The 25,157-nt window shown below is 68.2% G+C and carries 23 protein-coding genes and 2 tRNA genes; 6 read left to right on the top strand and 19 right to left on the bottom strand.

The genetic code is table 11. From position 1 onward, the window contains the following. Positions 1–54: 54 nt before the first annotated feature. The 5 genes from BSY19_RS17605 to BSY19_RS17585 all read right to left on the bottom strand — a co-directional run bounded on the left by BSY19_RS17605 (position 55) and on the right by BSY19_RS17585 (position 5,770). Positions 55–843, bottom strand: coding sequence for an amino acid ABC transporter ATP-binding protein (locus BSY19_RS17605; RefSeq protein ID WP_069057209.1), 789 nt, complete (start codon positions 841–843; stop codon positions 55–57). A 20-nt stretch (positions 844–863) separates the two neighbouring features. After that, the gene (locus BSY19_RS17600; protein ID WP_069055277.1) at positions 864–2,243 is read right to left on the bottom strand and encodes an amino acid ABC transporter permease; all 1,380 of its coding nucleotides are present in this window, start codon (positions 2,241–2,243) and stop codon (positions 864–866) included. A gap of 10 nt (positions 2,244–2,253) precedes the next feature. Then, positions 2,254–3,438: an amino acid ABC transporter permease gene (locus tag BSY19_RS17595; protein WP_069057208.1), complete on the bottom strand. Its 1,185-nt coding sequence runs from the start codon at positions 3,436–3,438 to the stop codon at positions 2,254–2,256. Between the two features lie 107 nt (positions 3,439–3,545). After that, positions 3,546–4,568, bottom strand: a complete 1,023-nt coding sequence (locus BSY19_RS17590) for an amino acid ABC transporter substrate-binding protein (RefSeq protein ID WP_069055276.1) — start codon at positions 4,566–4,568, stop codon at positions 3,546–3,548. A 176-nt stretch (positions 4,569–4,744) separates the two neighbouring features. Next, positions 4,745–5,770, bottom strand: a complete 1,026-nt coding sequence (locus tag BSY19_RS17585) for an amino acid ABC transporter substrate-binding protein (protein ID WP_069055275.1) — start codon at positions 5,768–5,770, stop codon at positions 4,745–4,747. Between the two features lie 260 nt (positions 5,771–6,030). Here BSY19_RS17585 and metC point away from each other — a divergent pair, with 260 nt between their 5' ends. Further along, entirely contained in the window at positions 6,031–7,221 is a 1,191-nt protein-coding gene (gene metC, locus BSY19_RS17580) for a cystathionine beta-lyase (protein ID WP_069055274.1), read from the top strand. 19 nt (positions 7,222–7,240) lie between these two features. Here metC and BSY19_RS17575 read toward each other — a convergent pair whose 3' ends face one another. The 3 genes from BSY19_RS17575 to BSY19_RS17565 all read right to left on the bottom strand — a co-directional run bounded on the left by BSY19_RS17575 (position 7,241) and on the right by BSY19_RS17565 (position 10,119). Continuing rightward, positions 7,241–7,576, bottom strand: coding sequence for a lipid-A-disaccharide synthase N-terminal domain-containing protein (locus BSY19_RS17575; protein WP_069055273.1), 336 nt, complete (start codon positions 7,574–7,576; stop codon positions 7,241–7,243). Continuing rightward, positions 7,573–8,340, bottom strand: a complete 768-nt coding sequence (locus BSY19_RS17570) for a glycosyltransferase family 2 protein (protein ID WP_069055272.1) — start codon at positions 8,338–8,340, stop codon at positions 7,573–7,575. The genes BSY19_RS17575 and BSY19_RS17570 overlap by 4 nt, the downstream gene beginning before the upstream one ends. 90 nt (positions 8,341–8,430) lie before the next feature. Next, on the bottom strand, positions 8,431–10,119 hold the full coding sequence (locus tag BSY19_RS17565) for an ArnT family glycosyltransferase (RefSeq protein WP_236840389.1): 1,689 nt from the start codon (positions 10,117–10,119) through the stop codon (positions 8,431–8,433). 238 nt (positions 10,120–10,357) lie between these two features. On the opposite strand from BSY19_RS17565, the gene BSY19_RS17560 reads away from it, so the two are divergent. Continuing rightward, positions 10,358–10,645 (top strand): hypothetical protein, encoded by a 288-nt coding sequence (locus BSY19_RS17560; protein WP_069055270.1) that lies wholly within the window; start codon positions 10,358–10,360, stop codon positions 10,643–10,645. A gap of 61 nt (positions 10,646–10,706) precedes the next feature. Here BSY19_RS17560 and BSY19_RS17555 read toward each other — a convergent pair. From BSY19_RS17555 to BSY19_RS17540, 4 genes are all read right to left on the bottom strand, one after another. Further along, positions 10,707–10,783, bottom strand: a tRNA-Arg gene (locus BSY19_RS17555). Positions 10,784–10,853: 70 nt separating this feature from the next. Then, the gene (locus tag BSY19_RS17550; protein WP_066735117.1) at positions 10,854–11,159 is read right to left on the bottom strand and encodes an ETC complex I subunit; all 306 of its coding nucleotides are present in this window, start codon (positions 11,157–11,159) and stop codon (positions 10,854–10,856) included. An 84-nt stretch (positions 11,160–11,243) separates the two neighbouring features. After that, positions 11,244–11,320 (bottom strand) — tRNA-Pro (locus tag BSY19_RS17545). A gap of 69 nt (positions 11,321–11,389) precedes the next feature. Further along, entirely contained in the window at positions 11,390–11,914 is a 525-nt protein-coding gene (locus tag BSY19_RS17540; protein ID WP_069055269.1) for a DUF192 domain-containing protein, read from the bottom strand. 199 nt (positions 11,915–12,113) lie between these two features. On the opposite strand from BSY19_RS17540, the gene BSY19_RS17535 reads away from it, so the two are divergent. The 3 genes from BSY19_RS17535 (at position 12,114) to BSY19_RS17525 (ending at position 15,606) form a co-directional block, all read left to right on the top strand. Beyond that, positions 12,114–13,952 carry a hypothetical protein gene (locus BSY19_RS17535; RefSeq protein WP_069055268.1) on the top strand — a complete coding sequence of 613 codons (1,839 nt, stop codon included), beginning with the start codon at positions 12,114–12,116 and terminating at the stop codon, positions 13,950–13,952. Positions 13,953–14,056: 104 nt separating this feature from the next. Beyond that, on the top strand, positions 14,057–14,656 hold the full coding sequence (locus BSY19_RS17530; protein ID WP_069057207.1) for a CatB-related O-acetyltransferase: 600 nt from the start codon (positions 14,057–14,059) through the stop codon (positions 14,654–14,656). A gap of 197 nt (positions 14,657–14,853) precedes the next feature. After that, complete coding sequence (locus BSY19_RS17525; RefSeq protein WP_236840584.1) at positions 14,854–15,606, top strand: class I SAM-dependent methyltransferase; 753 nt, start codon at positions 14,854–14,856, stop codon at positions 15,604–15,606. A gap of 28 nt (positions 15,607–15,634) precedes the next feature. Here the strand turns inward: BSY19_RS17525 and BSY19_RS17520 are convergent, their stop codons facing one another. Genes BSY19_RS17520 through aspS form a run of 5 tightly spaced genes read right to left on the bottom strand, consistent with a single transcriptional unit; the run spans position 15,635 to position 20,086 of the window. Further along, the gene (locus tag BSY19_RS17520; protein WP_069055266.1) at positions 15,635–16,690 is read right to left on the bottom strand and encodes an acyltransferase family protein; all 1,056 of its coding nucleotides are present in this window, start codon (positions 16,688–16,690) and stop codon (positions 15,635–15,637) included. After that, positions 16,687–17,571, bottom strand: a complete 885-nt coding sequence (locus BSY19_RS17515) for a glycosyltransferase family 2 protein (protein ID WP_069057206.1) — start codon at positions 17,569–17,571, stop codon at positions 16,687–16,689. Before BSY19_RS17515 ends, BSY19_RS17520 begins: the two co-directional genes overlap by 4 nt. Positions 17,572–17,613: 42 nt before the next feature. Further along, positions 17,614–17,913, bottom strand: a complete 300-nt coding sequence (locus tag BSY19_RS17510) for a hypothetical protein (protein ID WP_150129654.1) — start codon at positions 17,911–17,913, stop codon at positions 17,614–17,616. Between the two features lie 17 nt (positions 17,914–17,930). Next, entirely contained in the window at positions 17,931–18,302 is a 372-nt protein-coding gene (locus tag BSY19_RS17505; RefSeq protein WP_069055264.1) for a hypothetical protein, read from the bottom strand. Positions 18,303–18,307: 5 nt separating this feature from the next. Further along, complete coding sequence (aspS, locus tag BSY19_RS17500; protein ID WP_069057205.1) at positions 18,308–20,086, bottom strand: aspartate--tRNA ligase; 1,779 nt, start codon at positions 20,084–20,086, stop codon at positions 18,308–18,310. Positions 20,087–20,247: 161 nt separating this feature from the next. Here aspS and rnd point away from each other — a divergent pair, with 161 nt between their 5' ends. Continuing rightward, positions 20,248–21,387, top strand: a complete 1,140-nt coding sequence (rnd, locus tag BSY19_RS17495) for a ribonuclease D (RefSeq protein ID WP_069055263.1) — start codon at positions 20,248–20,250, stop codon at positions 21,385–21,387. Between the two features lie 10 nt (positions 21,388–21,397). Here the strand turns inward: rnd and ppx are convergent, their stop codons facing one another. After that, complete coding sequence (gene ppx / locus BSY19_RS17490) at positions 21,398–22,975, bottom strand: exopolyphosphatase (RefSeq protein ID WP_083247675.1); 1,578 nt, start codon at positions 22,973–22,975, stop codon at positions 21,398–21,400. Further along, positions 22,911–25,106, bottom strand: a complete 2,196-nt coding sequence (locus tag BSY19_RS17485) for an RNA degradosome polyphosphate kinase (protein WP_069055262.1) — start codon at positions 25,104–25,106, stop codon at positions 22,911–22,913. Before BSY19_RS17485 ends, ppx begins: the two co-directional genes overlap by 65 nt. Positions 25,107–25,157: the final 51 nt, after the last annotated feature.

Here is a 25,157-nt window from a genome sequence, read left to right as displayed (position 1 = left end):
TCCCCTGCGTCGCCGCCGCGACGGGCGCGGCAGCGACGGGGACAGGCGTTCGCCTCAGTGCAGGATCTGGCTCAGGAAGAGCTTGGTGCGCTCGTGCTGCGGGTTCTTGAAGAAGGCCTCGGGCTTGTTCATCTCGACGATCTGGCCGGCATCCATGAAGATGACGCGGTCGGCGACCTGCCGGGCGAAGCCCATCTCGTGGGTGACGCAGAGCATGGTCATGCCCTCTTCCGCCAGCGAGACCATGGTGTCGAGCACCTCCTTGACCATTTCGGGGTCGAGCGCCGAGGTCGGCTCGTCGAACAGCATGATCTTGGGGCTCATGCAGAGCGAGCGGGCGATGGCGACGCGCTGCTGCTGGCCGCCGGAGAGCTGGCCCGGATATTTCGCGGCCTGCTCCGGAATCTTGACGCGCTTGAGATAGTGCATCGCGATCTCCTCGGCGTCCTTCTTGGGCAGCTTCTTCACCCAGATCGGTGCCAGCGTCAGGTTCTCGAGGATCGTCAGATGCGGGAACAGGTTGAAGTGCTGGAAGACCATGCCGACGTCGCGGCGGATCTCGTCGATCTTCTTGAGGTCGTTGGTCAGCTCGGTGCCGTCCACGATGATCGAGCCCTTCTGGTGTTCCTCCAGCCGGTTGATGCAGCGGATCATCGTCGACTTGCCGGAGCCCGAGGGGCCGCAGATGACGAGCTTCTCGCCGCGCTCGACCTTGAGGTTGATGTCGCGCAGCACGTGGAACTCGCCATACCACTTGTTGACGCCGACCATCTCGACGGCCGTCGGGGTGTTGAGCGAGGTGGGCTTGAGAGCCGCCGGACGGGTGCTGGTGGTTTCTGCCATGGCCATGAGGGCTGGTCCTTTCAACGCTTCTGACCGGCGGCGAGCCGCTTCTCGACCGCAATCGAGTAGCGGGACATGCCCCAGCAACACAGGAAATAGAAAACCGCGGCAAAGGCGTAGCCCGTCGCGCGGGTGGTCGGCGTGGCCCAGGTCGGATCGACCAGGGTCGCCTCGATGGTGCGCAGGAAGTCGAAGATGCCGACGACGGTGACCAGCGTCGTGTCCTTGAACAGCCCGATGAAGGTGTTGACGATTCCAGGGATCACGATCCGCAGGGCCTGCGGCAGGATGATCAGGCGCATCATCTGCCAGTAACCGAGGCCGAGCGACATCGCGCCCTCGTACTGGCCCTTCGGGATCGCCTGCAGGCCGCCGCGGATGACCTCCGCCATATAGGCGGCGGCGAAGAGGGCGACGCCGATCAGCGGGCGCAGCAGGCGGTCGGGCGACCACTCCTGCGGCACGAAGAGCGGCAGCATGGTGTTGGCCATGAACAGCACGGTGATCAACGGCACGCCGCGCACGAACTCGATGAAGATCACCGAGAGGAGCTGGATGATCGGCAGCCGCGAGCGGCGCCCGAGCGCGAGCATGACGCCGAGCGGCAGCGAGAAGACGATGCCGACCGCCGCGATCAGGAAGGTCACCATGATGCCGCCCCAGAGCCCGGTATCGGCCCGCGGCAGGCCCGCCGTGTCCGCCAAGACCGCAATCAGGCCGAAGACGACGAGCGAGAGCAGGATCAGACGCTTGGGGCTCTGGAAGCGCTGCAGGGGCGTCGCTGCCAGCTCGACCTCGAGCAGCGGTGCCGGCGTCCAGAAGCGGGCGAGCCCGGGAACGAAGGACAGGACGAGATAGAGCGCCGCCAGCGCCAGCGTGATCATGATCACGGTGCGCAGGACGCCCTCGGCGCCCGCGCCGCCCACCAGCAGCACATAGGCGCCGAGCGGCATGACGACGAAGAAGAAGAAGGCGCCGAGCTTCTTCAGCGGAGCCCGGTCCCAGAGCATCCAGACGACAGACAGCGCGAACATCAGGAAGACGATGTTGACGCGCCAGCGCTGCGACACCGGATAGGAGCCGTAGATGAAGTACTGGAAGCGGTCGGCGACATAGGCCCAGCAGGCGCCGACCGGACGGCCGACCTTGTCGGCGAGGCAGGCGTCGCGGTTGGTGCCGCTCCAGACCGCGTCGGTGAAGTAGAAGCGCACCAGATCCGGCACGCTGGCCACGACCACATAGAGGCAGATCAGCGTCAGCGCCGTATTCAGCGGGCTCGAGAACAGGTTGTTGCGCACCCAGGCGACAGGCCCGGCCACGGACAGTGGCGCGGCCTGCTGCTGCAGCGTCTCCGTGCGGACGAAGGCGTGCGGGGCGTTGTTGATCGTCGCATCGGTCATCGGGGCGCCCTCACCGTTCCACCAGCGCCATGCGCTGGTTGTAGATGTTCATGAACAGCGAGGTGACGAGCGAGATCGTCAGATAGACCGCCATGGTGATGGCGACGACCTCGACCGCCTGCCCCGTCTGGTTCAGGACGGTGCCGGTGAAGACCTGGACCAGGTCGGGATAGCCGATCGCGACCGCGAGCGACGAGTTCTTGGTCAGGTTGAGATAGTTCGAGGTCAGCGGCGGGATGATGACCCGCATCGCCTGCGGGATCACGACCAGCTTCAGCGTCGGCCCCGGGCGCAGGCCCAGCGCATGGGCGGCCTCGGTCTGGCCCTTGGAGACGGCGAGAATGCCGGCGCGGACGACCTCGGCGATGAAGCCCGCGGTATAGGTGGTCAGGCCGATCAGCAGGGCGACGAATTCGGGAAAGATCTGCAGGCCGCCGGTCAGGTTGAAGCGGCCCTGCTGCGGCAGTTCGAAGGAGAGCGGGCTGCCGGCGAAGAAGAACACCAGCAGCGGCACGCCGAGGATCAGCGCGAGGGTGATCAGGCCGTTGGGATACTGGGTACCGGTACGGGCCTGCTGCGTCTTGGACCAGCGATAGAACACGAACGCCACCACGACGGCGACGAAGAAGGCGATCACCACCGCCTGGAAGGCCGGTCCGAATTGCGGATTCGGCAGGATCAGGCCGCGGTTGTTGAGGAAGATCGAGCCGGGCAGCGCGATCGAATTGCGCGCGTCGGGCAGCGGCTTGAGCACCGCATTGTACCAGAAGAACAACTGCAGCAGCAGCGGCAGGTTGCGGATGACCTCGACATAGATCATCGCCAGCTTCGCCAGCACCCAATTGCTCGAGAGCCGCGCCACACCGACGAAAAACCCGAGAAAGGTCGACAGGACGATGCCGATCGAGGCGACCAGCAGCGTGTTGAGCAGGCCGACCCAGAAGGCCTGGCCATAGGTCGAGGCGGCGGCGCTGAAGGGGATCAGCTTCTGGTTGACGTCGAAGCCGGCGGCGTTGTGCCAGAAGCCGAAGCCGGATGCGATCTTCTGTGCGCGGAGGTTCTCGATCGCGTTCGACGCGGCGGACCAGATCAGGAAGGCCACCACCGCCAGCAGGACGATCTGATAGACATAGCCGCGGATCTTCGGATCGTAGAACAGCGAGGCCCTGCCGGGTTTGACCGCATCGGTCGGAATGCTCGACACCTGTTACGCCCTTTTTTGGTTTTTTGGTTGCGACGGTCCGGTGGCGGCGTTGACGCCACCGGACCGTCTAGCCGGTTTGGACTAGGCCTCGCGGCGTATCAGCGGATCGGCGGGGCGTACTGCAGCCCACCCTTGGTCCAGAGCGCGTTCTGGCCGCGGGCGATCTTCAGCAGCGAGCCGGCGCCGACGTTCTTCTCGAACACCTCGCCGTAATTGCCGACGAGCTTCACGATGCGATAGGCCCAGTCGTTGGTCAGGCCGATGGCCTCGCCGTACTTGCCCTCGGTGCCGAGCAGCCGCTTGATCTCTGGGTTGGGCGACTTCAGCATCTCATCGACATTGGCCTTGCTGACGCCCAGCTCTTCGGCGTTCAGCATCGCGAAGTGCGTCCACTTGACGATGTCGAGCCAGAGATCGTCGCCGTGGCGCACGACGGGGCCGAGCGGCTCCTTCGAGATGATCTCGGGGAGGACGATGTGATCGGCCGGAGCCGACAGCGTCAGGCGCTCCGCATAGAGGCCCGAGGCGTCCGTGGTGAACGCATCGCAGCGGCCCGATTCATAGGCCTTGACCGTCTCGGTGTTGGAGGCGAAGGCGACGACCTCGTACTTCAGGTTGTTGGCCCGGAAATAGTCGGCGAGGTTGAGCTCCGTCGTGGTGCCCTGCTGGGTGCAGATCGAGGCGCCCGCCAGCTTGAGCACGGAATCGACGCCGAGCTTCTTGCGGACCATGAAGCCCTGGCCGTCATAGTAATTGACGCCGGCGAAGTTGAGCCCCAGCGACGTGTCGCGCGACATCGTCCAGGTCGTGGTGCGCGAGAGCAGATCGACCTCGCCCGACTGCAGCGACGTGAACCGGTCCTTCGCCGACAGCGGGATGAACTTGACCTTGTTCGGATCGTTGAAGATGGCGGCGGCGACCGCACGGCACAGATCGACGTCGAGGCCGGTCCAGTTGCCCTGAGCATCGGGGAGGCCGAACCCGGCGAGGCCGGTGCCGGAGCCGCAGTGCAGGATGCCGCGGTTCTTGACCTGCGCGAGGGTGTTGGTCTGGGCCTGGACGGAGCTTGCCGCGCAAACCGAGATCGCCGCAGCGATGGCTGCAGTGACGAATGACTTCATTGAACTTCCCCTGTTGGCGGAACGGGTTTGTCCCGCTCTCGACGATCCGATGAGTATCGTTGGTTTAGCAAGTCCCGGACCAAAGCCGGCGACAGCGTGGTTTTTGGCGAGTCCGCCTGGAAGCGGCGTTGGAAAACTGGCGGGCGCCAGCTCACGCTGGCGCCCGCCAAAAGCCCTTAGCGGATCGGCGGAGCGTACTGCAGGCCGCCCTTGGTCCAGAGCGCGTTCTGGCCGCGCGCGATCTTCAGCAGCGAGCCGGCGCCGACATTACGCTCGAAGGATTCGCCGTAATTGCCGACATGCTTGATGATCCGGTAGGCCCAGTCCGTGGTCAGGCCCAGGCCATCGCCGAACTTGCCCTCGGTGCCGAGCAGACGCTTGATCTCGGGATTGGGCGACTTCAGCATCTCGTCGACATTGGCCTTGGTCACGCCGAGTTCCTCGGCATTGATCATGGCGTAATGCGTCCACTTGACGATGTTGAACCAGACCGTGTCGTTGTTGCGGGTCGAAGGGCCGAGCGGCTCCTTGGAGATGATCTCCGGCAAGACCATGTGGTCGGCCGGGGCGGTCAGCTTCAGGCGCTCGGCATAGAGGCCGGAGGCGTCGGTGGTGAAGGCGTCGCAGCGGCCGGCGTCGTAGGCCTTGATCGTCTCGTCGGAGGAGGCGAAGGCGACGACCTCGTATTTCAGGTTGTTGGAGCGGAAGAAGTCCGCGAGGTTCAGCTCCGTCGTGGTGCCCTGCTGGGTGCAGATCGAGGCGCCCGACAGCTGCAGGGCGGAGGTCACGCCGAGCTTCTTGCGGACCATGAAGCCCTGGCCGTCATAGTAGTTCACGCCAGCGAACATGATGCCGAGCTGGGTGTCGCGCGACATCGTCCAGGTCGAATTGCGGACGAGCAGATCGACCTCGCCCGACTGCAGCGCGGTGAAGCGGTCCTTCGAAGACAGCGGGATGAACTTGACCTTCTCCGGGTCGTTGAAGATGGCGGCCGACACGGCGCGGCAGAGGTCGACGTCGAGGCCGCTCCACTTGCCCTGCCCGTCGGGAACGCCGAAGCCGGCCAGCCCGGTGTTGGAACCACAGATCACCTGGTTGCGCTGCTTGACCTGAGCCAGCGTCGCGGGCGCCTGCGCCGACACCGTCGTCGCCACAAGCGCCAATCCGAGACCGCCGATGGCGGCTGTCATCATCTTCTTCATCGAACTCTCTCCCATTGAAATCTCCTGCCCGGACTCGGCCGGCGGGCGCCGTAGGTCCTGTCGCTGGCGGTGTGAACTCCGCTCGTTTGCTCAGAATTTAAGCGACTTCCCGTGCGTCGATTGCCAGAGCCCCGTATGAGCGTCAAGCCGAGGCATCTTGCGACGCCGCCCCTTGTCCACTGCATACATCACATGCGAGTTTGTGGGGGCGGTCAAGCCTGCCCGCCTCCTTCCCGACCGCTGCTCCGGCTATCGATTCGATGAAAAAGCTGTCCGAATCCGATTTCGCGCGCCTGCGCGAACGAACCCGCCTGGTGATGGCCGGGCGCGATCCCGACGACAGCTACGGCTTCGTCAACCCGCCGATCCAGCGCGGTTCCACCGTCGTCTACCCCAATACCGAAGACTTCCTGGCGCGGCGCGCCCGCTACACCTACGGCACCCAGGGTAACCCGACGATCGACGCGCTGGTTGCGGCCTGCAACACGATCGAGGGCGGCGCGGGCACGGTGGTGACGCCGTCCGGCCTGCTTGCGTGCACCCTGCCCTTCCTCGCCTTCCTGTCGGCCGGAGATCACGTCCTGGTGACCGACAGCGTCTACCGGCCGACGCGGAATTTCTGCGCGACGATGCTGAAGCGGATGGGCATCGAGGCGACCTACTACGATCCGGCGATCGGTGCGGGCATCGAGGCGCTGTTCAAGCCGAACACGCGCGCGGTCTGGACCGAGGCCCCGGGCTCCCAGACCTTCGAGATGCAGGACGTCCCGGCGATCGTGGCGGCAGCCCATGCCCGCGACATCCTGGTGATGATGGACAACACCTGGGCGACGCCCCTGTTCTTCGACAGCCACAAGGCCGGGGTCGACATCACCATCCAGGCCGGGACGAAGTACTACGCCGGCCATTCGGACGTGCTGATCGGGACGATCTCGGCGCGCACGCCGGAGCTCTACCGTCAGCTGCGCGCGAGCTGGGAACAGCTCGGCGTGATCATCGCGCCGGAAGACGCCTTCCTGACGCTGCGCGGCATGCGCACCATGGCGATCCGGCTGAAGGAGCAGATGCCCGCCGGCATCGCCATGGCGCAGTGGCTGGCGGCGCGGCCCGAGGTCGCGCGGGTGATGCACCCGGCGCTCCCGGAGGACCCCGGCCACGGGCTCTGGCAGCGCGATTTCACCGGCGCCTCCTCGCTGTTTGGCTTCGAGCTCGCGCCGGTCTCGATGACGGCGGTCGCGGCGATGCTGGACGGGCTGACCCTGTTCGGGATGGGCGCGTCCTGGGGCGGCTATGAAAGCCTCGTGCTGCCCTTCGACTGCCGGGCCTACCGCACGGCGACGACGCCCGCCTTCAAGGGCCCGACCATCCGCATCCATATCGGGCTTGAGGACCTCGACGACCTCAAGGCCGATCTCGACGCCGGCTTTGCCCGGCTGCGCGCGGTGGCGTGAGGGCGTCCGCCGGGCCGGTTCAATCCGCGGAACGGCGCTCGCGGCGCTTGTTGCGGAAGATCAGCACGAGGTTGCGGGTGTAGATCACCATCGCCAGCGCCTGGCCCATGATGATGATCGGCTCGCGCCGAACGATGCCGTAGATCAGGGTCATCAGGCCGCCGGCCATCGAGAAGTACCAGAAGGAGAGCGGCATCACGGATTGGCCCTCCCGCTCGCTCGCCAGCCATTGCACGAGGAAGCGCGCCGTGAAGAGCAACTGCGCGACGATGCCGAAGGCGAGCCAGAAGTCGAACTTCAGCACGAAGACGTCGTAGAGATAGTCCGAGACGGCATGGCCGATCGAGATGATCATGGCTGCGCCTCCGGCACGATCTGGGGCACGCGGCGGCGGCGCCGGATCAGCCACCAGACGCCGACCAGGTCGAGGATGCCGACCCAGAGCCGGTCGAAGAAGCCGTAATTCGACACGCCCGTCAGCCGCGGCCGGTCGCGCACGTCGAGATGCACGACCGTGTAGCCCTCCCGCACCATCAGCGCCGGCATGAAGCGGTGCAGCGCATCGAAATAGGGCAGCGCCAGATAGGCCTCGCGCCGGAAGCATTTCAGCCCGCAGCCGGCGTCGCGCGTGCCGTCCTTCAGCAGGCGTCCGCGGACGCCGTTGGCGATGCGCGACTGCAGCTTCTTGAAGCCGGTGTCCTTGCGGCCGACGCGCTGGCCCTGGACGAGCCCGGCCTGCAATCCGGCCTGCTGGAGCGCCGCCAGCATCGCCGGCAGGAAGGCGGGATCGTTCTGGCCGTCGCCGTCCAGCGTCGCGACGATGGGCGCGCGGGCATGGCGCACGCCGCTCCTCACCGCCGCGCTCTGGCCGCAGGATTGGGCGTGGCTCACGATCCGCAGCCAGGGCCGCTGCGCCGCCAGAGCGGCGAGCGCCGCCGCCGTCCCGTCGGTCGAGCCGTCATTGACGTAGATCACCTCGAACGCCGCGATGCCGCGGCAGGCGGCCTCGATGTCGGCGACCAGCGGCCCGACATTGCCGACCTCGTTGCGGACGGGCACGACGACGCTGAGCAGCGGCGCGGGCGAAGCGGTTTCAGGCGGCGGGAGCGGGTCGGTCAACAGACGATCATCCGGAAAAACGGCCCGCAACCTGCGTCAGGGCGGCCGACAGGGCAAGGAACTTTCAGGCGCGGCGCAACTGCAGGGTGGTCATGGCCGTGCCAGAACCGCGATCTCGAGGCGGCGGCCGCCATTGAGGTTGAAGCCGCGCAGCGTCGTCACCAGCCGGGGCGTGACGCCGGTGGCCGGCAGCGCGGCCTGGAAGCTGGGGGCGTGGCGGGCTTCCACAAGCGCGACGCGGCAGCCTGGCTGGGCCAGGAAGACGGCGGCGGCGGCGCCGTCCGGGCCCATGGCGAGATCGGTGCCGACGAGGAAGACGAGGCTCGGCTCGCGGTAGCCAACCGTGATCACCGCCGGATCGGAACAGCCGACCGAACGCACCGCCTCGGCCAGGCGTGGCGAGAGCTTGAAGGCGCGCAGGCTCTCGACCGCGAAGCCGTAGACCCCCAGGCCGAGCAGCAGGCTCGCCACGACCCCGCGCCAGAGTGCGCCTTCGAAGTCGCTGCGGCGGAAGGCGGCCACCACCGTGGCGGCGACGAGGAGCGCCAGCAGCAGGAACGGCAAGGCGAGAGCGGGAATGGTGCCGTCCAGCGACCAGGTGGCCGCGACGATGACGCCGGTCAGGGCCAGCGGCACGATCACCACGAGCAGCGCCGTGGCGACGGAGCCGCGCCGGAACCGGTCGATCCCGCCATTGACGAGCGCGAGCACCAGCAGCCCGGTCACGGCCGGATAGAGCGGCAGCACGTAATGCGGCAGCTTGGTCGGCACGGCCTCGAAGACGAGCCAGGACGGCACGATCCAGGCCAGCAGGAACAGCACCTGCGGCTCGCGCCGGCGCGCCCAGGCGAAGGGCACGGCCATGGCGGCGAAGGCGGCGGCCGGCCAGTAGGTACCGAAGAAGATCAGCATGTAGAGACCCGGCGGCCCCCAGTGCTTCTCCTGCCCCTCGGCGACCTTGCCGAGCATGTCCTGCCCGACGCTCTCGGCGAAGAAGCTGCCGCCGGTCTTCCAGGCGATCGCCAGGAACCAGGGCAGGACGACGACGAGGCACAGCAGCAGGCCGCGGCCGAAGCGCAGCGGTGCCAGCCAGCGGAAGCTGCGCTCCCTGGCGCTGAGGACGAGGATGGCGAGGCCCCAGACCATGGGCACGATCGGCCCCTTGAGCAGCAGCCCCAGCGCCGTGGCGCCCCAGAACACCAGCCAGTTGCGCGAACTCGGGACGAAGGCGAGCGAGCGCGTCCAGTCGAGCCAGACCCGCGCCAGCGCGCCCATGCTCGCGACCGCGCAGGCCGCCAGCAGCGCGTCGGTCTTGGCGATGCGGGCCTCGACGCCGAGCAGGACGCAGGCCGCCATCAGCGCAGCGCCGAGCAGCGCCATGCGCGCGCTGACGAAGGCGAGCAGGGCCCAGTAGGTCAGCAGCACGGTGGCGATGGCGCCGACGAGCGAGGGAATGCGGTAGAGCCAGATCTGCGTGCGCGCTTCCGTCACGCCCAGCGCCTCGGCGGCGGCGACGGTCGCGCTCTGCAGCCAGTAGATGCCGACCGGCTTCTTGTGGCGCGCCTCCTCCTGGAAGCGGATGTCGACGAAATCGCGCGTCTCGAGCATCTGCTTGCTCGCCTGGGCGAAGCGGGGTTCGTCCCGATCGAGCGGCTGCAGTGTCTGGAAGCCGGGAAGGAAGGCGCCAAGCGACAGCAGCACGAGGAACGCGCAGGCGCGGGCGTGGCTGGCACTGGCCAGCGTCGCGAGACGGTCGAGCGCGGAGGTGAGCGACGGCATGGACATCCTCGCGACCGCAGCGATCGCAACTGGCTTGGGGCCGGAAAGGCCGGGCGGCCTCACCCGCGGGGCGGCGCGGCGATGACCGGTCTTTCGGGCATGATCAAGGCGAAGGCCGCCAGCGACGGCCGGCGCGGTTTACGCCGCATGCTGCGTCGCGGCAAGCGCATGGACCTCGAGCCCGCCCCGTGACAGCATCGCATGGCCGCGCCAGCCAGGCGTCGTCGGGAGAAGCGACATGGGCCGGCTGTTCCTCAAGGCGCTTCGAACCGGCCTCTGGGGCCTGCTGATCGGCCCGCTCGCGGCCATCATCCTCGTCTTCGGCGCGATGATCTTCGATCCCAAATGCGGCGCCGGCGATTCCGGTGGTTGCGCCATGGGCGTCGTTACGGCACCGATCGCGGTGGCACTGCCGAGCTTTGGCCTGTTCTTCCTCGGCGGGCTGCTGCACGGGCTGTGGCAGCGACGCCCGGCGGACCCCGCTGCTGCGATCCGGCGGCTCCGCAACTGGGGCCGGGAGGAGTGAGGCGGCTTCTGCGGACGGTCGGTGCGCCCGCGACGACGACGCGGTGAAACAGGAAAAAGAATGGCGAGCCCGGCTGGATTCGAACCAGCGACCAGCAGCTTAGAAGGCTGCTGCTCTATCCATCTGAGCTACGGGCCCGAAGACGAGGGCCGAGGCCTTCGTCTGTCTCTTGGGGAGCGAAGGCGGATGCCCTCACTCCGTCAAACCGTCAATGCGTCCACTGTCCGCGGCGCGAGAACTTGAAATTGTCGGAATAGGCCACCGTCCGGCGCAGCGGCTCCTGCGGCTGCTCGACACGGAAGGGAATGCCGTTGCGCGTGGCGTAGGTCACGGCCTCGGCCTCGCTGTCGAACCAGAGCTTCACCTGGCTCTTCATGTCGCCCGACGAGGTCCAGCCCATCAGCGGCTCGATCTGGCGCGGCTGCTCGGGCTCGTATTCGAGGAGCCAGCGCTCGGTCTTGGCGGTGCCGGACTGCATGGCCGTCCGGGCGGGGCGATAGATGCGTGCGGTCATGGCTCTCGCTCGGCGCTCACCTGAAATCCTGGCCGTCTGTCACGGCTCGCCACCGGAACCGGCCCGGCTGCGAGACGCCCGGAATGGTCGGGGCACCAGGATTCGAACCTGGGACCCTCTGCTCCCAAAGCAGATGCGCTACCGGGCTGCGCTATACCCCGACTTGGCCATTCCACGCGTGGCGGTTGGCTATCACGTCCCTTGCCTGCGCCGCAAGCGCGGCGGACCGCTCAGCGCTTGAACAGGGTGTGTTCGACCCGGTCGCCCGGCTTGAGACCGAGCGTGCGGCTGACCCCGCCATTGACCTCGAGCACCGAGAGCACCGGCTCGCCGGAGGGAATCGTGCGCTGCGACAGGGGCTCGGTGTTCTCGGCGATGCGCGCGATCGTGCCGTCAGCCCGGATGAAGAGCATATCGAGGGGGATGTAGGTGTTCTCCATCCACATCGCGACCGGCTCGGTGCGGCCGAAATCGAACAGCATGCCGCGGTCGGCCGGCATGTAGCGGCGATGCATCAGCCCCCTCGCCCGCTGCTCGGGCGTGCGCATCACCTCGACCTGGAAGGCATGGCGCTTGTCGCCGCTGACGATCGCGAGCGTCTCGAGCGCCGTCGCCTGGCCGGCCGGGGCGGCCTGGGCGAGTCGCAGGAGCGGTGCCGTGCTCGCCGGCTGCGCCAGACCAAGGGCAGCCGTCAGCGCGAGGCCGGCGGCGGCGAGACCGGCGAGAGACGAACGGGTTCGGGCCTGGATCGGCATGGTGTCTCCGTTAGCGCCGGCTGCGGGGCGGTTCGGGGTGCGCGTCCTGCAAAGCTATGACGGCGCAGATGGCGAATCTGCGACAGATGGCAGCCAAGCTCCCCATGCGGTCAAGCCTTTCGTCAGCATGTCGACCGGGCTCGGCTTTTCTTCAACGCCGGCTTGGGGCAGGGTCGCCGCCACAGAACAGGAGACCGTCATGATCGCTCCGCGCCTGCGCCGCCCTCTTCGCGCCGCCCTCGCTTTCGCCACGCTGGCGATGTCGCAGCCGCTCGCCGCGGCCGATTTCCAGCTCGACAATGTCCGTATGGAGTTCGGCCTCTTCACCCTGTCGGCCCCGAAGCTCGAGGTGAAGGGCTCACCTCTGGAGCGTGAAGCCTTTCGCAGCCTCCTCGACATCAAGAGTGGCGAGACAGCCCTGGCCCGCATCGACCGCCTGAGCGCGGCCGAGATTCGCGCACCGGAACTCGTCGTCGAGGTCGCGCAGGGCAAGCAGAAGCAGGTCACGACCTATCGCGACGTGCGCTTCTCGGACATCCGCGACGGCCAGATCGCGCGCGGCGAGTCGGCCGGCGGAACGCTCGCCGGCCAGAGCCCCGACGGCGCCAAGCTCACCGGCACGCTGCTGGCGATGCGCTTCGAGGGCTTCGACATCCGGCAGACCGCGCGGGTCCTCGTCGACCGCGTCGCCGCTGGCCAGACCGAGCCGGTACGCCCCCTGCTGCGCCGCGCCGAGCAGGATGGCTACAGCATCGACATGGGGCCGGCCGGCAAGATGAGCTTCGGCCGCGCGACCAGCCGCGACGTGGCGGCGGGCGTCGGCCCCGAGCCGCTCGGCGATCTGCTGACCCGGGCGATGGCGCTCTCCGAGCAGACCGCAGCCGGGGGCGCGGCCAAGGACGATCCGGTCCGGCGCGAGGCGGAGAAGCGCATGGGCATCGCCCTGCTCGGCTTCTACGACCGCGTCGAGATCGGCAGCGGCGAGATCCGCGACATGGTGATGACCGTGGTCGAGCCCGAGGCCGCAAAGCCAGGGGCCAAGCCTGGCGGCAAGTCTGCGGCGAACCCCGGGCCGGTCGACATCAAGATCGCGCGCATCGCCTATGGCGAGGATGCGCCGGCGAAGTCCGGTTTCGTGCTGGAGGGCCTGCAGTTTGCCGGCGGCGGCGCCAAGGGCCTGGTCGACACGATCAGCTATTCCGGCTTCTCCTACGGCCCGGTGATCAAGGCGCTGCGCGAGGATCTGGCGAAGTCCGCCAGCGCCGACGCCGCCATCGACTGGCGTCGCTACATTCCCACGATCGGCACGATCCGCATGACCGGCCTGTCGGTCGATGCGCCGCCGATGGCGCCCGGGGGGCAGCCGGTCCGCATCGGCCTCGGCGTGTTCGAGGTGAAGGCCGGCGAGCAGCTCAACGGCATCCCGACCAGCCTCGCCCTGACGCTCGACAAGCTGGTCGCGCCGATCACCGAGGGGGCCGGCAATCCCGCCGCGCGCGATCTGATCGCGATGGGGATCCGCTCGCTCGACCTGAATGCGCGGATCGATCTCGCCTGGGAGGCGGCGCGCAGCGAACTCGCCATCCGGCAGATCGCGCTCGGCGGCGAAGGGCTGGCGCGGCTCAACCTGTCCGGCACGCTCGGCAACGTCACCAAGGACCTGTTCTCGAGCGACGTCGCGCTGGCTCAGGTCGCGGCGCTGGGCGCCACGGCCCGGGGCCTGACTGCGAAGCTGGAGAATTTCGGCCTCGTCGAGAAGCTGATCGCCAATGAGGCGCGCAAGGCCGGCCGCAAGCCCGATGAAATGCGCCAGCAGTTCGCGATGATCGCGAGCCTGGGCCTGGCCTCGATCCTCGGGCCCTCCGACGCCGCCAAGGCGCTGACGGCGGCGGTGTCGCGCTTCGTCGCCCAGCCCGGGACGCTGACCCTCGACGCCCGCGCCCGTTCGGCTGGCGGCATCGGCCTCGCCGACGTCATCACCCTCACCGATCCGACCGAGATCCTCGCCAAGATCGACCTCAAGGCCGAAGCGCGGTGACGGCTTCGGGCGGTCCGGACGGCCTGCTGCCGCCGGAGGATGCGCAGTGGCGGCCCGGGCCGCTCGTCGCCTGGTGGGCAGGGCTCGCGCCCGCGGCCAGGGGGCTGCTGGGCAAGCGCGTCAATCCGCACAACCAGACGCGCCTGCACCTCGCCGCGCTGATCGCGAGGCGACCTGGCCAGATCGCGGTGGGCGCCTGGACCTATGGCCGCCCCAAGGTGCGCTTTTCCGAGAGCGGGGCCCGGCTGACGATCGGCCGCTACGGCTCGATCGCCGACGGCGTCGAGATCCTGCTCGGTGGCAACCACCGCACCGACTGGGCGACGACCTATCCGTTTCCGGCCCTGCCGGGGCTCTGGCCGGAGGCCGCCGGGATCGCCGGCAGCCATACGAGCCGGGGCGACGTCACGATCGGCCACGATGTCTGGCTCGGCTCGCAGAGCATGGTGCTGTCGGGCGTGACCATCGGGACCGGCGCCGTCGTGGCGGCGCGGGCCGTGGTGACGCGGGACGTGCCGCCCTACGCGATCGTCGGCGGCAACCCGGCCCGTGTCCTGCGGATGCGCTTCGACGAGGCGCAGATCGCCTCGCTGCTGGCGAGCCGGTGGTGGCTGCTGCCGCGAGAGGACGTCGTGCAGCTCTTGCCTGTTCTGATGTCGAACCGGGTTTCTGTTCTTTCTGCGCCGGCTCAAGAAGAAGAATGACGAATTTCCGTGCGTTCACCATCACGAGCTGACGCAACGAAATTTCGGTTGTACATTTAGAAACAATTGTCCATCTGGTCTGGCGCTTCGCGAAGGCGTTCTGACAGTGGCGTTGGTTCATGCACTTTTCTGCCTACGACAAGGCCTGTGTCTTTAGGGCTGCCTATCTCGCGGACTGTGAGAATATCCCTTTGACCGTGCTGGATGTCGGTTCCGCCATGGTCGATGGCCAGAACCTCGCCAACCGCGCCGCGATGGCCAATGACGCCTGGCGGATGATCGGGCTCGATATCGAGCCGGGGCTGAATGTCGATGTCGTGGTCGCCGACCCCTATGACTGGAGCGAGATCGCCAGCGGTTCGGTCGATGTCGTCACCTGCTCGGAGGTCTTCGAGCACGCGGAATATTTCTGGATCACGATCCTCGAAATCGCGCGGGTGCTGAAGCCCAACGGCCTCGCCTTCATCACCTCGCCCGGTGGCGGGCCGCGCCACCGCTTTCCGGTCGATTGCTGGCGCTTCTACGACGACGCCTTCCCCGCGCTGGCGCGCTATGCCGGGCTCAACCTTCTCGAGGCACAGGTCCAGTGGGTTCCCGCCTATCGCAAGGGCATCCAGTGGCGGGATTCGAGCGCCGTGATGCAGAAGCCGCTGCGGGATGCCGCCGAGGGCTTCGATGAGGTTCTGCGCCAGACGATCGGCAAGAGCCTGCGGGGCGGAAAGCCGGCGATCGAGGAGATCCTGGTCGTGGCGGGCCGCAACAGCGCTCCCGACGAGATCGGCGACATCAGCCCCCTGAAGGCGCAGCCGGGCCGCAACGCCTTCGCGGCGCGGGAGGCGGCGTTGCTCGCGTCCGGCAACACGCTGCTGATGAAGACGCGTCTGGTGATGCGGCAGATGCGCGAGATCAAGCGCATCATCGCGACGCCCCTGAAGGATCTGCATCTCTGACGCGCGACCGCGGCCAGGCCGGCCGCAGCTAGCCTGCGGCGATCAGCCGGCGCTTGAGGCCGAGTGCGGGCTTCTCGACCAGATGCCAGGACAGCCAGGCGACGGCGAGCGTGACGATCAGGCCCGGCCAGAACAGCGTCATCGCGCCGGCTGCGGGGAACAGGGCGTGGCTCGCCTGCTGGATCGGCCAGCCATAGAGATAGACCCCGTAGGACAGATCGGAGGGCGGCTCGCTGCGCCGCCGGGTCAGGGCGGGGGCGAGCGCGAGGACCAGCACGCCCCAGGCCGTGACCAGATAGAGGGCGCTCTTGTAGAGCGGCGTCGGCGAGAGCAGGACGAGCGCGGCGAGCCCCAGCGCCAGACCCGGCAGGGAGAGGCGCACGCGGTCCCGGAACAAATAGATCAGCCCGCCGGCGAGAAAGATCAGCGGCAGTCGCAGTGCCGTCTCGACGCCCTTGGGACCGTCGGGGTCGATGATCTCGCGCAGCAGCGTGGCGGCCAGCAGCAGGCCGCCCATCGCCAGGGCCAGCTTCGGCCGGGCCAGCAGGCCCAGCAGCCCGCCGACGAGCACGCCGAGATAGCAGATCGTCTCGTATTTCAGCGTCCAGACCGTCCCCATCGGGAAGGGCAGCGGGTTTGTGTCGAAGACGCCGGGCAGGGCCGATGCGCTCTTGAAGGTGGTGAGCGTGCCGGTGATGAAACGGCGCAGCTGCGGATCGGAGAGATAGGCGCCGAGATCGAGGCGGGTCATCGCCGCCCCGAGGCCGAGCGCGACGACCAGCGTCGCGGCAATGAGGCCCGGCGCGATGCGCAGCGTGCGGGCGACCAGGTAGTCGCGCCAGCCGCGCCGGTCGTAGCTCATTGTCACCAGAAACCCGGAGATCGCGAAGAAGCCATTCACCGCGTGCTCGCCGAGCGTGAAGCCCGTCGTCTGCGCCCACGGCTCGTCCTCGACGCGCCCGGTCGCGACGCTGAAGGCGTGCGAGACGACGACGGCGAGCGCCAGCACGAGCCGCAGCAGGCCGAAATTATTGTGCGGACCGGCCAGGGCCTGCGTGACGCTGACGCCGAGCAGCCTCCTCATGGCGAACCCTCCAGCCCTTCTCGGGCGAGCGCCGATCGCCCGCGGATCCAGGCGAGCGCCCCGGCCGCGGAGCCGGCATGGGCGGACATCTTGTCGCGCTGCAGGATCAGGCCGTAACCCACGGCCTTGGCGAGGCTTTCGACGATCCGGCCCGGCGATGGCGGCGGCAAGCCGTATTTGCGGGCGACATAGCCCTCAGACCAGGCGAGGTGCCAGCGCGCCTTGAACCGGCGCGCGGCCGAGGGGGCACTCGAGCGCCCTCGCCCATGGCCGGCTTCGGCGGCATGGACATGGACCAGCGCATGGCCGGCGTCGCGCAGGCGGCGGCAGAGGTCGTCATCCTCGTAGAAGAGGAAGATCGCCGGGTCGAAGCCGCCGAGCGCGACGAAGATCTCGCGGCGGACGAGCAGGCAGGCGCCCGAGAGGAAAGGCAGGCAGGTGTCGCCCTCGGGGATCACCATGGCTCCGCTGCGGTTGAGATGAGCCGGCGAGAGCAGCGAGCGCGGCTGCAGGAAGACGCGGCCCGAGGGCTCGACGAGGCGCGGGGCGAAGAGGGCCGCATCGGGATAGCGCTGCGCGGCTTCGAGCAGGGCTGCAACCGCGCCTGCCCTCATCTCGACGTCCGGGTTGACGATCAGCACGAAGGGCGTGGTGCTGGCGGCGACGCCGCGATTGTTGGCGCGGCCATAGCCCTCGTTGCGCGGGCTCGCGATGACGGTGGCGCCCCGTTCGCGCGCGACTGAGGCGCTGGCGTCGCCGCTGGCGTTGTCGACGACGATCGCCGGCACCCCCTCGGCAGCCAGCGCCGACAGGCAGGCCGGCAGGACCTCGGCACTGTCATGGCTGACGACGATGGCGGTGATCAGGGTCGCGGCGGGCATCGGCGCCTTGTGGCCGCGATGGCCGATCGGAGGCAAGCGAATTCAGCGACGGGCCAGCGCCGTCACATCGCGCTGCACCGAGGCGCGCTCGGCCGCGTCGCAGGCCCGCGGCGCCTTGTAGGATTTCACCGCATAGGCGGCGTTCGCCATGGCGAAGCGCTGCCGCTCCTCCTGCTGCATCCGGCGGACGACCCGGCTGCGATCGACCCGCAGCCCGCAGTCATAGGCGCGCGACACCTGCGCCGCGGCGAATTCCGGCGTACCGGGCAGAGGCCCCGCCGTGGTGCAGGCGGAAAGCCCGAGCGTCAGCGACAGGGCAGCGAGCCGTGGTGGAAGCCTCATGACGCGGTCGCGGGACGTCATAGGGCGCTGAAGTCGCCCGCGCGGATGCGCGTCATCTTCTCGCGGACCTCCGCCCGCTCGCCGGCATCGCAGGCGCGCGGCTTGACGCTCTGGTTGATCGTCTCCGCCTCCGAGACGGTGACGTAGGTCGAGCGCGCAGAGGCGAGTTGCTCGGGCGTGGCGCCACGGGCCTTCTCGGCTGCGATGAAGCCATCGAGCGTGCTGCGGCTCGGCGCCCCGGCGCGGCAGGCGACCGAGCGCGAGACGAGGCTGGCAAGCTCCGAGGCGCGGGACGCGCTCGGATTGGCCGGGCCGGAGACGCAGGCCGAGAGCGGCAGCGCCGCGAGGCAAACGAGCGCGAGCGCGCGCGCCGGAGCGGAATCGGTCATGTCGATCAGCCGTTCTTCTCGGGCGCGTTGATGCGCAGATGCGCCTCGCGCAGCTGCTTGGGAGAGGCCTCGGCCGGTGCGCCCATCAGCAGGTCGACCGCCTGCTGGTTCATCGGGAACAGCGCGACCTCGCGCAGGTTGGTGGCGCCGGCCAGCAGCATGATGATGCGGTCGACTCCGGCCGCCATGCCGCCATGGGGCGGCGCGCCATACTGGAAGGCGCGGTACATGCCGCCAAAACGCTCGATCACCGTCTCCTCGCCATAGCCGGCGATCTCGAAGGCCTTCACCATCGCTTCGGGCTTGTGGTTGCGGATGCCGCCGGAGGCGAGCTCGAAGCCGTTGCAGGCGATGTCGTACTGGAACGCCTTGAGCGAGAGCGGATCCTCGCTCTTCAGCGCCTCCAGGCCGCCCTGCGGCATCGAGAAGGGGTTGTGCGAGAAATCGACCTTCTTCTCGTCCTCATTGTACTCGAACATCGGGAAATCGACGATCCAGGCGAAAGCGAAGGCGTTCTCGTCGATCAGCCCGAGTTCCTGGCCGACCTTGTTTCGGGCGGCTCCGGCGAATTTGTAGAACTTGTCGGGGTTGCCGGCGGCGAAGAAGCAGGCGTCGCCGGGCTGCAGGCCCATCTGGGCGATGATCGCGGCGACGCGCTCGGGCCCGATGTTGTTGGCGATCGGCCCCTGCCCCTCGCCGTCTTCCTTGATCATCAGGTAGCCGAGGCCCGGCTGGCCTTCCCCTTGAGCCCAGGAGTTCATGCGGTCGCAGAAGGCTCTGGAGCCGCCCTTGGGCCCGGGAATGGCCCAGACGCGGTTCTTCTCGTCCTCGAGGATGCGCGCGAAGACCTTGAAGCCCGAACCGCGGAAATGCTCCGAGACGTCCTGCATCACCAGCGGGTTGCGCAGGTCCGGCTTGTCGGAACCGTATTTCGCGATCGCCTCGGCATAGGGGATGCGCGGCCAGTTCTTGGTCACCGACTTGCCGTTGCCGAACTCCTCGAAGATGCCGCCGATCACCGGCTCCATCGTCGCGAAGACGTCCTCCTGCTCGACGAAGCTCATCTCGACGTCGAGCTGGTAGAACTCGCCCGGCAGGCGGTCGGCGCGCGGGTCCTCGTCGCGGAAGCAGGGCGCGATCTGGAAGTAGCGGTCGAAGCCCGCCATCATCAGCAGCTGCTTGTACTGCTGCGGCGCCTGCGGCAGCGCGTAGAACTTGCCCGGATGCAGGCGGCTCGGAACGAGGAAATCGCGCGCGCCCTCCGGCGAGGAGGCGGTCAGGATCGGCGTCTGGAATTCCGAGAAGCCCGAATCCTTCATGCGCCGGCGCATCGAGTCGATGACCTTGGTGCGCAGCATGATGTTGTTGTGCAGCTTCTCGCGGCGCAGATCGAGGAAGCGGTACTTCAGCCGCGTGTCCTCGGGGTATTCGAGATCGCCGAAGACCGGCAGCGGCAGTTCGCCGGCCGCGCCCAGCACCTCGATGTCGGTGGCGAAGACCTCGACGGCGCCGGTCGGGAGGTTGGCGTTCTCGGTGCCGGCGAGGCGCGCCTTGACCTTGCCGTCGATGCGCACGACCCATTCCGAGCGCAACGTCTCGGCGGTGGCGAAGGCCGGCGAATCCGGGTCGATTACGACCTGCGTCATGCCGTAATGGTCGCGTAGGTCGATGAAGAGCACGCCGCCATGGTCGCGGATGCGGTGGCACCAGCCGGAGAGACGGGCCTGCGAGCCGATGTCGCTCTCGCGAAGGGCGCCGCAGGTGTGGGAACGGTAGCGATGCAGGGTCACGGGGATGATCTCTTTCGGGGTCGCCCTGGGGCGAGCCGCGGGCGGTCGATTCTGCCGGCGTAAGCACACGCGGGCGCAGGGCTTGTCAAGGATTCAGGTGGGATTGTCGGCCTGCGGACTCGACGGGGCGCCCCCTGCTCCGGTAAGCCCGGAGCATGAAGCTGATCACGACCACGGCCGACCTCGCCGACGCCTGCGCGCGCCTCGCCAGCCACCCCTTCGTCACGGTCGATACCGAGTTCCTGCGGGAGACGACCTACTACCCCAAACTCTGCCTGATCCAGCTCGCCTCGCCCGACGAGGCGGTGCTGGTCGATCCGCTGGCGCCCGAGCTCGATCTCGCCCCGTTCTTCGGGCTGATGGTCGATGAGGCCGTGGTCAAGGTCTTCCACGCGGCACGGCAGGATCTCGAGATCGTCTGGATGCTCGGCCGGGTGCTGCCGAGCCCGCTCTTCGACACGCAGGTCGCGGCCATGGTCTGCGGCTATGGCGACTCGGTCGGCTACGAGCAACTCGCCAACGATCTCGCCAAGGCGCGCATCGACAAGTCCTCGCGCTTCACCGACTGGTCGCGGCGTCCGCTGAACGAGGCGCAACTCGTCTATGCCGAGGCCGACGTCACCCATCTCAGAGACATCTATCTGGCGCTGAAGGCCGATCTGGAGACGACCGGGCGCGAGGGCTGGGTCGCCGAGGAGATGGCGGTCCTCAATTCGCCCGCGACCTACGAGGTCAAGCCCGAGAATGCCTGGCAGCGCCTGAAGGGCCGCATCCGCAAGCCCAAGGAGCTCGCCGTGCTGATCGAGCTGGCGGCCTGGCGCGAGCGCGAGGCGCAGCACCGCGACGTGCCGCGCCAGCGCGTGCTCAAGGACGACGCGCTGATGGACATCGTCCAGCGCGCGCCGCGGTCCGTCGAGGCGCTGGCCGAGCTGCGCTCCGTGCCCAACGGCTTCGAGCGCTCCCGCTCGGGCGGCGAGGTGCTGGCGGCGATCGAGCGCGGGCTGGCTCTCGATCCCAAGACCCTGCCCCGGCTGGAGCGCGAACGCGGCCGCGGCGGCAACGGCGCCGTGCTCGACCTGCTCAAGGTGCTGCTCAAGGCGGTGGCCGAGGCGGAGCGGGTCGCGCCCAAGATCATCGCGTCCTCGGACGATCTCGAGGCGATCGCCTCGGATGACGAGGCCGACGTTCCCGCGCTTCAGGGCTGGCGGCGCGAGGTCTTCGGCGACAAGGCGCTGGCGCTGAAGAGCGGTTCGCTCGGCCTGCGGGTCCTGCGCGGTCGCGTCATCGTCGGGTGAGGCGGCCGACTCAGAGGCGCGCGATCTCGTAGTCGCGGCCCAGCAGCTTCGCGAGCTGCTTGAGGCGGCCGATGACGCGTTCGCTGGCGAGTGGGCCGAGATCCTCGGGCAGCCGCAGGATCAGGCGGCCATCGACGCAGGTCGCCGGCATGCGCGGCAGCAGACCCGCCATGCCGGCCGACAACAGATAGGCGACGCGGAAGATCGCCGCCAGCAGCAGGGCCCGGTCGAGGATCGGCGTCGGCAGCAGTGCCCTCAGGGCGTTGGCGGCCGGCGAGTCCGCCTTCAACCCGGCATAGCGATGGAAGATCGCGAGCGCCAGGAAGGCCCGGCCGACATGGTCGATCCCGGTGAAATAGGCATGGGCGATGACGTTCATGCTCTGCTCGCCCCGGTAGTCCGGATGGGCGCGCCAGCCGATATCCGAGAGCAGGCAGACCGATTCGATCAGCCGCGGCGAGGGTTCGTCTCCCGCAAGCCCCGCCGTCTCGAGGATGGCGCGGCTCCAGGCGATGAGTTCGGCGGCGTGGCGCGGGTCGCGTGCGCGCAGGTGGTTGTAATCGCGGGCCGCGCGCAGCAGCGGATCGGCGGCGCGCTCCTCCTCCGAGAGCTGCTCGTGCAGCAGGCCCTCGCGGACGCCCTGGGCCGAGATGATGACGGCGCGGGGCTTGCCGCGCTTGATCAGTTCGTCGAGCACGAGCGCGCCATAGGCGAGCAGCGGACGCCGTGCCGACGAGACCGCGTCGATGGCCGGGAGCCCGGTCAGATCGGCCCGCTCGACCAGCTTGACGAAATCGGCGACGTCCTTGGCCGGCAGCGTATAGCCATGCATGACGTTGAGAGGATAGCGCACCTGGTGCTGATGCAGGGTCGCCAGCGCACGCCAGGTGCCGCCGACGGCGTAGAAGTCACGCCCCTTCATCGCGTCGATCTGCGGCAGCCTGTCGAGCTCGTCCTTGACGATCTTCTCGGCGAGCCTGAGCGAGTTCTTCGAGCGGTCGAGCAAGGCGAGGCCGCCGAGCGGGACGCTCGCGCCCTCCCCGACCCGGCCGCGGCCCACCGGGATCAGCTCGAGGCTGCCGCCGCCGAGATCGCCGACGACGCCGTCGGGATTGTCGAAGCCGGAGATCACGCCGAGGCCTGACAGTTCCGCCTCGCGGTCGCCCGAGATCAGCTCGATCGGCTGGCCGATCGCCGCCTCGGCCCGGGCGATGAACTCGGGCCCGTTGCTGGCATAGCGAGCGGCGGCGGTGGCGATGACCCGGATCTCGCCGACATTCATCGCCTCGCAGAGGATGCGGAAGCGCACCAGCGCGCCGATCGCCTTCTCGATCGCGTCGGGCGCGAGGCGTCCCGTGGTCGCGACCTGCCGGCCGAGACCGGCCATCTCCTTCTCGTTGAAGACCTGGGCCGGGGCCCGCGCCACCATCTCGTAGACGACGAGGCGGACCGAGTTCGACCCGATGTCGACGATGGCGAGCGTGCCGGCTCCCAGCCCGAGGCGGCCGGGCGCGGTCCTGGCGTCAGACCTTGCGTCCCCCGCGGCGCGAGAGGGAGCGAGGGCTGGAATTGGAGAGAGATTTGCCACGTCCTGAGAGACTCGGGTTCGTCATGAAATACTTGTGCGCGTTGAACGACTCTTCGTTCGGCGCCGGGACAATGCGTCGGGAGCCGCCATCGGGCAAGATCGTCCAGCTCTGTTCGTTGTCGAGGAAGTTCGCCAGCATGATCTGCTCCAGCAACTGCTGGTGGACCGTCGGGTTCAATATCGGTGTCAGCGCCTCGACGCGGCGGTCGAGATTGCGCGGCATCAGGTCGGCCGAGGAGATGTAGAGCTTGGCCTTGGGCGATGGCAGGCCGTGGCCGCCGCCGAAGGCGTAGACGCGGGTGTGCTCGAGGAAGCGGCCGATGATCGACTTGACGCGGATGTTCTCCGACAGGCCGGGCACGCCCGGCCGCAGGCAGCAGATGCCGCGCACGACGAAGTCGATCTCCACCCCGGCCTGGCTGGCATCGTAGAGCGCATCGATGATGACGGGGTCGACCAGCGAGTTGCACTTGCCCCAGATCGCGCCCTTGCGGCCCGCCTTCACATGCGCGACCTCCTCGGCGATGTCGTCGAGCAGGCGCTGCTTGAGGCCCACGGGCGAGACCGACATCTTCTCCAGCTCGGCCGGCTCGGCATAGCCGGTGATGAAGTTGAAGACGCGCGCCACGTCCTGCGACATCACCGGATCGGCGGTGAAGAAGGAGACGTCGGTGTAGATGCGCGCCGTGATCGGATGGTAGTTGCCGGTCGCAATATGGCAGTAGGTGACGAGCTGGCCGGCCTCGCGCCGCACGACCAGGGACAGCTTGGCGTGGGTCTTCAGCTCGATGAAGCCGTAGACCACCTGCACGCCGGCCCGCTCCATCTCCTTGGCCCAGCGGATGTTGGCCTCCTCGTCGAAGCGCGCCTTGAGCTCGACCAGCGCCGTGACCGACTTGCCGGCCTCGGCGGCTTCCGTCAGCGCCTTGACGATCGGCGAGTTCGACGAGGTGCGGTAGAGCGTCTGCTTGATCGCGACGACATTGGGATCGCGGGCCGCCTGCTGCAGGAACTGCACGACGACGTCGAAGCTCTCATAGGGGTGGTGGACGAGCAGGTCCTTCTGCCGGATGGCGGCGAAGCAATCGCCGCCATGCTCGCGGATGCGCTCGGGGAACCGGGCATTGTAGGGCTTGAACTTCAGGTCCGGCCGGTCGACGCCGACGAGCTGCGCCAGTTCGCTGAGCCCGATCATGCCCTCGACCTCGACGACCTCGTCCTCGTCGACCTTGAGCTCGCGGATGATCAGCCGGCGCAGATGCGGCGGCATCCCCGTGCTGATCTCGAGGCGGATGACGACGCCCAGCCGGCGCAGCTTCAGCATCGTCTCGAAGACGCGGACCAGGTCCTCCGCCTCCTCCTCGACGTCGAGATCGGTGTCGCGGATGACCCGGAACGAACCGGTCCCCTTGACGTCGTAGCCGGGGAACAGCTTGCCGATGAACAGCGAGACCGCATCCTCGAGCGTGATGAAGCGCCGCAGTTCCTCGCGGGCGAGGTCCGGCAGCTCGATGAAGCGGTCCATCTTGATCGGCACGCGGATCAGCGCATCGAGCTGGCGCCCGTCGCTGATCCGCTCCAGCGCCAGCGCCAGCGTGAAGCCGAGATTGGGAATGAACGGGAAGGGATGGGCCGGGTCGATCGCCAGCGGCGTCAGCACCGGGAAGACGTAGTTGAGGAAGTAATCCTCGAGCCAGACCCGCTCGGCCGGGCCGATGTCGCCGGGACCAAGCAGATGGATGCGGTTCTCGTGCAGGTCACGCTTCAGCTCGACCCAGCGCGCCTGCTGGTCACCGGTCAGCGCGGCGACGGCCTTGCCGAGCTCGGCGAGCTGCGCGGCCGGGGTCAGCCCGTCCTGGCTCGGCGTGACGACGCCGGCCTTGAGCTGCTCGCGCAGGCCGGAGACGCGGACCATGAAGAACTCGTCGAGATTGGCGGCCGAGATCGACAGGAAGCGCAGCTGCTCGAGCAGCGGGTGGTTTCGGTTGGAAGCCTCCTCCATGACCCGCCGGTTGAACTGCAGCCAGGACAATTCGCGGTTCATGAAGCGGGCCGGCGATTCGCGCAGCGGCGCCTGCTCCTCGGCGGGAACGGGATGCGCAGCCTCGATGACGCTCGGTTGCGTGTTCATGCGCTTGGCTCTCGTTCCGGTCGCTGCTCTGGCCACGGTCGTCTCCCTGAG

It is taken from the genome of Bosea sp. RAC05, assembly GCF_001713455.1.
GTDB lineage: Bacteria > Pseudomonadota > Alphaproteobacteria > Rhizobiales > Beijerinckiaceae > Allobosea.
Note: the sequence above shows the minus strand (reverse complement) of the source record. Positions and strands in the feature narration are given on the sequence as shown.